General features: G+C 71.8%; 10 protein-coding genes and 2 tRNA genes. 11 read left to right on the top strand and 1 reads right to left on the bottom strand.

Features of this window, described 5'->3' with window-relative positions; genetic code table 11:
* Positions 1-433 precede the first annotated feature (433 nt).
* The 3 genes from ACIA8F_RS26570 to ACIA8F_RS26560 all read left to right on the top strand — a co-directional run bounded on the left by ACIA8F_RS26570 (position 434) and on the right by ACIA8F_RS26560 (position 3,625).
* On the top strand, positions 434-1,711 hold the full coding sequence (locus tag ACIA8F_RS26570; protein WP_383952366.1) for a glutamate-5-semialdehyde dehydrogenase: 1,278 nt from the start codon (positions 434-436) through the stop codon (positions 1,709-1,711).
* A 77-nt stretch (positions 1,712-1,788) separates the two neighbouring features.
* Positions 1,789-2,358: a hypothetical protein gene (locus ACIA8F_RS26565; RefSeq protein WP_399382407.1), complete on the top strand. Its 570-nt coding sequence runs from the start codon at positions 1,789-1,791 to the stop codon at positions 2,356-2,358.
* Positions 2,359-2,425: 67 nt separating this feature from the next.
* Positions 2,426-3,625 (top strand): hypothetical protein, encoded by a 1,200-nt coding sequence (locus ACIA8F_RS26560; protein ID WP_399382406.1) that lies wholly within the window; start codon positions 2,426-2,428, stop codon positions 3,623-3,625.
* Here ACIA8F_RS26560 and ACIA8F_RS26555 read toward each other — a convergent pair.
* Positions 3,609-4,700 (bottom strand): M48 family metallopeptidase, encoded by a 1,092-nt coding sequence (locus ACIA8F_RS26555; protein WP_399382404.1) that lies wholly within the window; start codon positions 4,698-4,700, stop codon positions 3,609-3,611. The two genes, ACIA8F_RS26560 and ACIA8F_RS26555, sit on opposite strands and share 17 nt — an antisense overlap.
* A 141-nt stretch (positions 4,701-4,841) precedes the next feature.
* Between ACIA8F_RS26555 and ACIA8F_RS26550 the strand changes: the two genes are divergently transcribed.
* The 8 genes from ACIA8F_RS26550 to ACIA8F_RS26515 all read left to right on the top strand — a co-directional run bounded on the left by ACIA8F_RS26550 (position 4,842) and on the right by ACIA8F_RS26515 (position 9,539).
* Positions 4,842-5,009 carry a hypothetical protein gene (locus ACIA8F_RS26550; protein WP_383952374.1) on the top strand — a complete coding sequence of 56 codons (168 nt, stop codon included), beginning with the start codon at positions 4,842-4,844 and terminating at the stop codon, positions 5,007-5,009.
* Positions 5,010-5,107: 98 nt separating this feature from the next.
* A complete protein-coding gene (nadD, locus tag ACIA8F_RS26545; protein ID WP_243334788.1) occupies positions 5,108-5,725 on the top strand; it encodes a nicotinate-nucleotide adenylyltransferase in 618 nt (205 codons plus the stop codon).
* Between the two features lie 24 nt (positions 5,726-5,749).
* A complete protein-coding gene (locus tag ACIA8F_RS26540) occupies positions 5,750-7,492 on the top strand; it encodes an LCP family protein (protein ID WP_399382403.1) in 1,743 nt (580 codons plus the stop codon).
* A gap of 141 nt (positions 7,493-7,633) precedes the next feature.
* Complete coding sequence (rsfS, locus tag ACIA8F_RS26535) at positions 7,634-8,080, top strand: ribosome silencing factor (protein ID WP_250739445.1); 447 nt, start codon at positions 7,634-7,636, stop codon at positions 8,078-8,080.
* 80 nt (positions 8,081-8,160) lie between these two features.
* On the top strand, positions 8,161-8,781 hold the full coding sequence (locus tag ACIA8F_RS26530; RefSeq protein WP_399382411.1) for a histidine phosphatase family protein: 621 nt from the start codon (positions 8,161-8,163) through the stop codon (positions 8,779-8,781).
* Between the two features lie 112 nt (positions 8,782-8,893).
* Positions 8,894-8,966, top strand: a tRNA-Ala gene (locus tag ACIA8F_RS26525).
* A gap of 135 nt (positions 8,967-9,101) precedes the next feature.
* Complete coding sequence (locus tag ACIA8F_RS26520) at positions 9,102-9,335, top strand: hypothetical protein (RefSeq protein ID WP_007264019.1); 234 nt, start codon at positions 9,102-9,104, stop codon at positions 9,333-9,335.
* A gap of 131 nt (positions 9,336-9,466) precedes the next feature.
* Positions 9,467-9,539 (top strand) — tRNA-Ala (locus ACIA8F_RS26515).
* Positions 9,540-9,620 lie beyond the last annotated feature (81 nt).

The following is a 9,620-nucleotide window of genomic DNA, read 5'->3' as shown; positions in this document are numbered from 1 at the left end:
CTGGTGTGCCGCGCAGCGGCACAATCCAGCCCCTCCGGCGTTTGAGGAGCGGGGTCTGGGGCGGAGCCCCAGAAGGGGTCCGGGCGCAGCCCGGGACCCCCTCCCAGCCCGTCCGGCGCTTGAGGACCGGGCTCCGGGTAGAGCCCGGGGACACCCCCAGCCTCGCCGGCGTTTGAGGCGCGGGTCCGGGCAGCGCCCGGGGAACGGTGGAAGGGCGGGTAGGGGACTTCGCCCCGCAGGGCAACCCAGCCGCACCCGCCCACCGGACCCCGCGCCGGGACGGCAGTGGCTGCGGCCCCGACCGGCCAACCGCCGGTCGGAGTCCGGCGCAGCGCCGCGAAGCCCGCGCAGCGGTGCGAGGGGCGCGTCGAGAAGGCGTCTCGGGGGGTGGAACCCCATCGGCCGTGGGGTGGGCGGGGATTACCCTGGCGGCATGACCTCGCTCGATGCCACGACCTCGCCCGTGATCGCCACCGCGCAAGCGGCCCGCACCGCCGCCGCGGCCATCGCCCCGCTCCCGCGGTCCGCCAAGGACAAGGCCCTGCTGGCCATCGCGGACGCGCTGGAGGCCCGTACCGCGGAGATCGTCGAGGCCAACGCCGTCGACACGGCGAAGGCGGCCGCCGCCGGGACCAGTGAGACCGTCATCGACCGTCTCACCCTCACCCCCGACCGCATCGCGGCCATCGCCTCCGACGTCCGCGACGTCGCGGCCCTGCCCGACCCCGTCGGCGAGGTCGTCCGCGGCTCCACGCTCCCCAACGGGATCGACCTCCGCCAGATCCGCGTCCCGCTCGGCGTGGTCGGCATCATCTACGAGGCCCGCCCCAACGTCACCGTCGACGCCGCCGCGCTCTGCCTGAAGTCCGGCAACGCCGTCCTCCTGCGGGGCTCCTCCTCGGCCTACGCCTCGAACACCGCCCTCGTCGCCATCCTGCGCGACGCCGTCGTGTCCGCCGGGCTCCCGGCCGACGCGATCCAGCTCGTACCGGGCGAGTCCCGCGACTCCGTCCGCGAGCTGATGCGCGCCCGCGGCCTCGTTGACGTCCTCATCCCGCGCGGCGGCGCCTCGCTCATCAAGACCGTCGTCGAGGAATCCATCGTCCCGGTCATCGAGACCGGTACCGGCAACTGCCACGTCTACGTGGACGCCCAGGCCGACCTGGCCATGGCCGTGGACATCCTCGTCAACTCCAAGGCCCAGCGCCCCTCCGTCTGCAACTCCGCGGAGACCCTGCTCGTCCACCGGGACATCGCCGACGCCTTCCTGCCCCTCGCCCTGGACGCCCTCGCCGACGCCGGTGTGACCGTCCACGGTGACGCCCGGGTGCTCGCGTACGCGGAGGACTCCAAGGTCACTGCCCTCCCGGCCACCGACGAGGACTGGGCCGCCGAGTACCTCTCCTACGACATCGCCGCCGGTGTCGTGGACTCCCTCGACGAGGCCGTCGCCCACATCCGCCGCTGGACCTCCGGCCACACCGAGGCGATCGTCACCACCTCGCAGGCCGCCGCGCGCCTCTTCACCCAGCTGGTCGACTCGACCACGGTCGCCGTGAACGCCTCCACCCGGTTCACGGACGGTGGTCAGTTCGGCTTCGGCGCGGAGATCGGCATCTCCACGCAGAAGCTGCACGCCCGGGGCCCGATGGGGCTTCCCGAGCTCACCTCGACCAAGTACATCGTCACCGGCGACGGTCACGTACGGTAGTCGAACCCTGAACACGGTGTGGCCGGATTTCGGCCTGCACCCTGCCCAAAGGTGTCCCTCAGGTCTACGCTGGTCTCGTGCCGGACGACGTGGGGGGCAAGCCGTTCCCGGACGACGGGACCCCCGAGGAACATGCAGACGACCGCGGAGGCGCGGACAAGGACTTCGCCTCCGTGGTGTTCGACGAGGACTTCGTCCGGAACGCCGAGATCCGTGAACCGAGCGCCGCGGAGCGCCAGCGGGCCGGCGACCGGGCGCGCGCCGAGGCGGCCGAGGCCGCCCGCGCCGCCTTCGCCGGAGGCTGGACGGGCGACGAGGACTACGACGCGTACGCCTACGGCGGCGGCGACGGATACCACTCCGAGGACTCGGGCTGGGACCACGGCCACGGAGCCGGCTCCGCGGAGGGCCCGTACGGGGCCTACGGCGGCAGCCTGCGCCCCTACCGCGGCCGCTCGCCGTGGCTGCGCCCGGTCGCCTGGGTGCTCGCCTTCGTGATGGGCCTCGGCATGATCGCGCTCGCTTTCAGCGCCGTGTACCGCAGCGCGGCGAGCGACGCGGAGCCCGCCCCGGCCCCCGCCAGCACCCCGATGGGCGAAGTCACCGGCGCCGGAGCGTTTATGGACCGCGTCAGCCGCCAACCCTGAAGGTACGACCCCGCTCCCATCGCCGGAGCCGGGGGCTTCTCTGGAGCGGGGACAGCGGGGAGAAGCGATGGCCATGCCAGGAGATCCGCCGAACGGCACCCCCGAGGGCGCCGGCGGGGCCGATGACGAGTTCCGGTCCGACGAGTACCGGTCCGTGGTGTTCGACGAGGACTTCGTCCGGGCTGCCCGGCTCCAGGAGTTCTCCGCACAGGAGCGCATGGGCGAGCACGCCCGCGCCGTACGGAGCCGCTCGATCTGGTCGACCGGCGCGGGTCATCCGGGATCCCGGGGCGGCTCCGGCGGCGGCGCGGCCCGGCAGGGCCGGATCATCGTGCTGTGCATCGCCCTGGCGCTCGCCGGCGCCGTCTACATGGGGCTGCGCAACCCCTACGTGCCGCCCGCCGGGGACCCGGCGCAGGCGATGAGCAGCACCGTCGTCCCGCTCGCACCCACCGAGCCGGTGCCGGGCGGAAAGCCCGCCGATCTGTACGCGCACAGTCCGGCGGCCCAGTACCGCGTCGGGGCGGCCGGGATCACCTTTCCCGCGGTGCGCCGTACCCGCCACTTCACCGAGGAGCAGGTCCAGACCGCGCTGACCATCGCCAAGGACTACCTGGTGCAGTCCTCCCTCGACCCGGACGTCCTGTCCGGCGAGGCCTCCCGCCCGGTGCGCGTCCTGCTCGACCCCGACCAGCTGACCCAGTTCGACCAGAGCATGCTCGCCCCGGCCGGCAACGGGCGGCACGCCGTCACCGGCTGGCTCGTCCGCTTCGACCCGGCGACCGCCGTGGTGGCCGACACCCGGGTCCGGGTCAGCGGGGTCCTCACCGCGGCGGAGGTGGCCCCGAGCGCACTGGAAGTGACCTCCGACCACACCTTCGTCTACGCCGTGCGCCCGGCCACCGGCCAGCCGTCCGCGGCCGACGGGGCCTCGCTCTTCACCGTCCGCCGGGAGCTGCGGATGCGCTTCGACCGCGACGACCTCACGGCGCGGCGGGCGGAGCTCGTCTCGGCCTACGTGATGGCGGGCCCGCAGGCCTGTTCCGCCGACCCGGCCGGAGGTTTCCGCCCGCTGATGGCGGGCGCCGGGCCGGCCACGACCGGCCCGGCCGCGACCGACCCGTACGCCAGCGGCAGTCCGCGGCGCACGGCCGGGCTGTGCGGGGTGCTCGCGCCGACGGCCGCCGCGGGGACGCCGGAGCCACCAGAGCCGCAGGGCCCGGCGTCCCCGGCCGCCCCGGGGCAGGGCGTCAGCCCTGCTCCGTAGCGCCGCCCTTGCCGGTGGCCTTGTCCTCGCCGCCGGCGTTCGCGCCGCCGCCCGCGCCGCCCGTGAACTTGTCCCGCAGCTTGCCGCCCAGGTCCGCCGTACCGCCGGCGATGTCGCCGACCAGCTTCAGCAGCGGGTCCTTGCTCGTGCGGACCGTGTCGGCGTAGTGAGCGGCGGACTGCCGGAAGGAGTCGGTCACCGAGGTGTCCTTGTCGTCCTCGCGCCGCGGGTAGTGGCCGTCCAGGATCCGCTGGTGGTCCCGGTTCTGCGACCACTTCTTCAGCTCGGCCGCCCGCACCGTGGTGAAGGGGTGCGTCCGGGGCAGCACGTTGAGGATCTTCAGCACGGAGTCGCGCAGATCGCCGCCCTGCTCGTACTCCTCGGCCTGGGCGAGGAACGCGTCGACGTTCATCTCGTGCAGGTGGTTGCCGCCCGCGAGCTTCATCAGCCCGCGCATCGAGGCCTGCACGTCCTGGCCCACGAGCAGTCCCGCCCGGTCCGCGGACAGCTCCGACTTGCGGAACCACTCGCGCAGCGCCGTCACGAGCCCCATGATCGCCACATTGCCCAGCGGGATCCACGCGACCTTGAGCGCCAGGGTCGTCAGGAACAGCAGGATCGTGCGGTACACGGCGTGCCCCGACAGGGCGTGGCCCACCTCGTGGCCCACCACCGCCCACATCTCCTCCTCGTCGAGCAGCTCGACGAGGCCCGTGGTGACCACGATGATCGGCTCGTCCAGCCCGATGCACATGGCATTGGGCTTCGGGTCCTGCTGCACGTACATCTGCGGGACCTTCTCCAGGTCCAGGATGTAACAGGCGTCCAGGAGCATCGCGTGCAGGTGCGGGAACTGCGTCTCGCCCACCCGGACGGAGTCCGACAGGAAGAGCAGGCGCAGGCTGCGCTCCGGCAGCAGCCCGCTCAGTGCCTTGAAGACCGTGTCGAACCCGGTCAGCTTGCGCAGGGCCACGAGCGCGGACCGGTCCGCCGGATGCTCGTACGCCCGTGAGGAAATCCCGGGGAACCTCTTGCGGTCCCGCGCCGGTGCCTTCTCGAATCCGGTCCCCGTCATAGCGCCCTCCCCGTCGGTGTGTGCGGCCACCCGCCCGTCTATCCTCTCCAACGCCTGAGTCGACGTGAGCGTGCCCCAGGCCCCCGCATACGATGTGAGCGAAGTCTCCGCCCGCTCCCCGACTCGATAGGTACCTGCCTGATGAGCCTCGCCTCCACCGCCCACAACCTGGTCGTCCTCGCCTCCGAGGGAGCCGAGCAGCACGGCGGCAACCACGACAGCCTGAGCCCGTACCTGACCGGTGGCGCCGCCTTCGGCATCCTCCTGCTGCTGCTGTGGGTCACCACGCGCCTGAACCGGGACCGCTGAACCCCTCGACGTCCGGAACGCTCAGAACGTCCGGTGCCCCGGGTACGCGCCGGTAGGCGGGTCCCTGCCGCGCCACCGGGCCAGTAGGCTCTGCGCTCATGGGAGAGCAGGAAATGCCTACCGGCCCGGTCAAGCGCAGGCTCGGCGTGATGGGCGGGACATTCGACCCGATCCACCACGGACACCTGGTGGCCGCCAGCGAGGTGGCCGCGCTGTTCCACCTCGACGAGGTGATGTTCGTACCGACCGGCGAGCCGTGGCAGAAGTCGCAGCGGGCCGTGTCGTCCGCCGAGGACCGGTATCTGATGACGGTCATCGCGACCGCCTCGAACCCGCAGTTCTCGGTGAGCCGCATCGACATCGACCGCGGCGGCCCGACGTACACGATCGACACCCTGAGGGACCTGAGCGCCCTCAACGACGACGCCGACCTCTTCTTCATCACCGGCGCCGATGCCCTCGCGCAGATCCTGACCTGGCGGAACGCCGAGGAGCTCTTCGCCCTCGCGCACTTCATCGGCGTCACCCGGCCGGGCCACGTGCTCACCGACGACGGCCTGCCCGAGGGAGGCGTCTCCCTCGTCGAGGTTCCGGCGCTGGCTATTTCGTCCACGGACTGCCGTGCCCGCGTGGCCAAGGGGGATCCTGTCTGGTACCTCGTGCCCGACGGCGTGGTCCGCTACATCGACAAGCGTGAGCTGTACCGGGGAGCCTGAGCTTCCGGAGAGAGGGGCCCCGCGGTGAACGACCGACACGAGCCGTACGACCCGTATGCCGGCCAGGAGCAGCAGCTCGTCGGCTACGACGCGTACGGGCGGCCGGTGTACGGCCAGGTGCCCGCGCAGCCCGCACCCGAGCCGGGGCCCCCCTACGAGCAGCAGCAGTACGAGCAGGGCTACGGCTACGACTACCAGGGCTACGGCCAGCAGCAGGCGCAGCAGCCCCAGCAGCCCCAGCAGTACTACCCGCAGCAGGCGCCGCAGCAGCAGTACCCGCAGGCCGCCCAGGCCCCGCAGTACGGGTACGACACCCAGGGCGTCCCGCAGTACGACACCCAGGCCACCCAGCAGTGGATCCCGCAGCAGGCCGCCCCCGAGGCCCCGGCACAGGCGCCCCTGCGGGCCCCCGTGCCCGAGCCGGAGGTCCGCCCCGCCGCGGCGCAGGTCCCCGAGCCCCGCCGGGCCGACGGGCCGGGCGCGCAGGGCGGCCTCGGCCAGGGGCCCTCGTACCGCACCGAGCAGTTCGCCTTCATCGACCAGCCGGACGAGGACTCCGAGGACGTCATCGACTGGCTCGCCTTCACCGAGAGCCGGACCGAGCGCCGCGAGGAGGCCCGCCGGCGCGGCCGCAACCGGGTGGTGGCGCTGATCGTCGTCCTGGCCGTCTTCGTCGTCGCCGGCCTCGGCTACCTCTGGTACGCGGGCAAGCTGCCGTTCCTGGACGGCCCGGGCAAGGCGTCGAACGCCGCGTCCGCCACGGGTCCGCAGAAGCGCGACATGATCGTCGTGCACCTGCACAACACCAAGAAGGGCGGCACCTCCACGGCGCTGCTCGTCGACAACGTGACCACCAAGCAGGGCGCCACCGTCCTGGTGCCGAACACCCTGAACGTCACCAAGGACGACGGCACCGCGGCGCAGCTGGGCAAGGCCGTCGAGGACGGCGGCCTGGGCGTACGGGAATCCCTGGACTCGGTCTTCGGCACCCGCATCGGCGGCACCTGGCGGCTGGACACCCCCTTCCTGGAAAACTTCGTGGAACTGGTCGGCGGCATCGAGGTCGACACCGACGTGGCCGTCCCCGCGGACGACGCGGCGAAGGTGCCCGCCGTCGGCCAGGGCCCGAAGCAGAGCCTCAGCGGTGCGATGGCCGTCGCGTACGCCACGTACCGGGCCCAGGGCGAGCCGGAGGCCAAGCAGCTGGACCGGCTCGGCACGGTCCTGCTGGGCCTGCTGCGCAAGGTGCCCGGAGATCCGAAGTCGGCGGCGATGACCGTGGAGACCACCGGGCAGATCCTCGACCCGGCGCTGAACGCGCAGACGCTGGGCGCGCTGCTGTCCAAGCTCGGCGAGCACGCGAAGGTGGGCGCGTACCGCACCGACGTGCTCGGGGTGAAGCCGGACGGCGGCCTCACGGACGAGGCCAACAAGAAGGTGGTCAAGGAGGTCCTCGGCGGCTCCGTCACGCAGGCCCAGCCCGGAGCCCTGCCGCGGGTCGGCCTGAAGGACGCGACCGGCGACGACAAGACGAACACCGCGGCGAAGGCGGCCCTGCTCAACGGCGGCTACACCCTGGTGGACGGCGGCAAGGCCGACAAGACCGCTCCCGCGTCGCAGATCACGTACCAGGACGACGCGCAGCGGGACAAGGCGGTCGAGGTGGCCAAGACGCTGGGACTGCCCGAGACGGCCGTGAAGAAGGCCGAGAACGCGGTGAACGCCGACGTCGTGGTGACGCTGGGCAAGGATTACAAACCGTCCTGACCCCGTCCGAGGCCTACTGCGGCCTACCCCGGCGGCGCCCGCCGGGTACGGCGCCGCCCGCGCGGCACGCTGCGCGCGGGCGGCGTCGGCGGTACATGAGACCCTTGTAAGGATCTGCCCGCCAACCCGAAAGCATGGCCAGTGACCGCCACGGACCGCTCCATCGAGCTCATCACCGCCGCCGCCCAGGCCGCGGCCGACCGGCTCGCGCACGACATCATCGCGTACGACGTCAGCGACGTGCTGTCGATCACCGACGCCTTCCTGCTCGCATCGGCGCCCAACGACCGCCAGGTCAAGTCGATCGTCGACGAGATCGAGGAGAAGCTCCTGAAGGAGCTGGGCGCCAAGCCGGTGCGCCGCGAAGGCGACCGCGACGCGCGCTGGATCCTGCTCGACTACATCGACATCGTCGTCCACGTGCAGCACAGCGAGGAGCGCGTCTTCTACGCGCTGGAGCGCCTGTGGAAGGACTGCCCCGAGATCGACCTCCCCGAGGACGCCAAGCTCACCAAGGGCAAGGCCGAGGAGCACGCCGCGCTGCGCGCCGCGCAGGGCGACGACGAACTGGACGGTGATCTGTTCTGAGCACGACCGACGACGGCACGACCACGGGCGGCACGGCCACTGGCGGTACGACCAGCGGCAACGCCCGGACCAGCCGCAAGATCGTCCTGTGGCGGCACGGCCAGACCTCCTGGAACCTGGAGCGCCGCTTCCAGGGCTCCACGGACATCGAGCTGACCGAGGCCGGTGTGGCGCAGGCGCGCCGTGCCGCCCGGCTGCTCGCCTCGCTGAAGCCCGACGCCATCGTCGCCTCGGACCTGATGCGCGCCGCCGCCACGGCTGCCGAGCTGGCGGCCGTCACGGGCCTGGCGGTGACGCACGACGAGGCGCTGCGCGAGACGTACGCCGGTGAATGGCAGGGCCTCACGCACGACGAGATCCTGGACAAGTACGGGGACCAGTACGCGGCGTGGAAGCGCGGCGAGGCGGTCCGCCGCGGCGGTGGCGAGCTGGAGACCGAGGTCGCCGACCGGGCCGCGCCGGTGGTGCTGGCCCACGCGGACCGGCTGCCCCCCGGCGGCACGCTCGTGGTGGTCAGCCACGGCGGCACCATCCGTACGACGATCGGGCGCCTGCTGGGCCTGGAGTCGTACTACTGGGAGGGCCTGGGCGGGCTCTCCAACTGCTGCTGGTCCGTGCTGGGCGAGGGCGCGCGCGGCTGGCGGCTGATGGAACACAACGCCGGCACGCTGCCCGAACCGGTGCTCGGCGACGACGACTGAGCCCACCTCGGAGCGGCTCCCACCCGGATTTCACTTTCCGGCTGGTCACAGGCTAGAGTTCTTCTTGTTCGCAGCGCAGAACACCGGAAACGGGGGGAGCGTCGCGGAGAGCGGGGCTATAGCTCAGTTGGTAGAGCGCCTGCATGGCATGCAGGAGGTCTGGAGTTCAATTCTCCATAGCTCCACAATCAAGATCCCGTCCCCAACAGGGGGCGGGATCTTTGCTTTTGTCCACAGCTGCCCGAGCGAGCACCGGCATGGCAGAATCGGACGGCCGGAGGGGGACACGACGGCCCGACGCGGGAGGGAGTCGCTGACGGATGGGTGCACACCGGCGGCGGTGCGACTGGTGCAACAACGGCACGCCGATCGTGCGGGACATGGAGCCGGTCAATCCCGACTACCAGTACTGGTGCGAGGAATGCGCGCGGGCGCTGATCATAAAAGGCGACCCGATCGAGACGTACCGCGAGCTGGAGGGCGAGCCGATCTACGGGCGGCTGCTCGACGAGCACTGCACGCTGAAGCGGTTCTACCAGTTCGCCCGCGCATGACGATACGGGTCAAATCGGTCATGGCTCCCGGGTGGTGGAAACCGATTTTTGGACCAGGGCCATGACCGTGTAATGTTTGGGACGTCGCCAAGGGGAACCGGAAACGGGGAACGAAGCGGCAAGCAGGGCAAGGGGCTATAGCTCAGTTGGTAGAGCGCCTGCATGGCATGCAGGAGGTCTGGAGTTCAATTCTCCATAGCTCCACAGTGAAGAAGCGGGGCCCCCGAAAACGGGGCCCGCCTGAGGGTTTTGGCCCGCCGGTACCCCGGCCCCGCCGGGGCCCGC

Origin of the sequence: Streptomyces sp. NPDC051563, assembly GCF_044454225.1 — a bacterium.
GTDB lineage: Bacteria > Actinomycetota > Actinomycetes > Streptomycetales > Streptomycetaceae > Streptomyces.
The sequence above is the reverse complement of the archived record's forward strand: the minus strand, read 5'-3'. Positions and strand labels throughout refer to the sequence as shown.

Excerpts from the sequence above, each read along its gene's own strand:
- nadD (WP_243334788.1), top strand. The coding sequence starts at position 5,108 with ATGGGAGAGCAGGAAATGCCTACCGGCCCGGTCAAGCGCAGGCTCGGC.
- ACIA8F_RS26560 (WP_399382406.1), top strand. The coding sequence starts at position 2,426 with ATGGCCATGCCAGGAGATCCGCCGAACGGCACCCCCGAGGGCGCCGGC.
- ACIA8F_RS26520 (WP_007264019.1), top strand. The coding sequence starts at position 9,102 with ATGGGTGCACACCGGCGGCGGTGCGACTGGTGCAACAACGGCACGCCG.
- ACIA8F_RS26550 (WP_383952374.1), top strand. The coding sequence starts at position 4,842 with ATGAGCCTCGCCTCCACCGCCCACAACCTGGTCGTCCTCGCCTCCGAG.
- ACIA8F_RS26555 (WP_399382404.1), bottom strand. The coding sequence starts at position 4,700 with ATGACGGGGACCGGATTCGAGAAGGCACCGGCGCGGGACCGCAAGAGG.
- ACIA8F_RS26570 (WP_383952366.1), top strand. The coding sequence starts at position 434 with ATGACCTCGCTCGATGCCACGACCTCGCCCGTGATCGCCACCGCGCAA.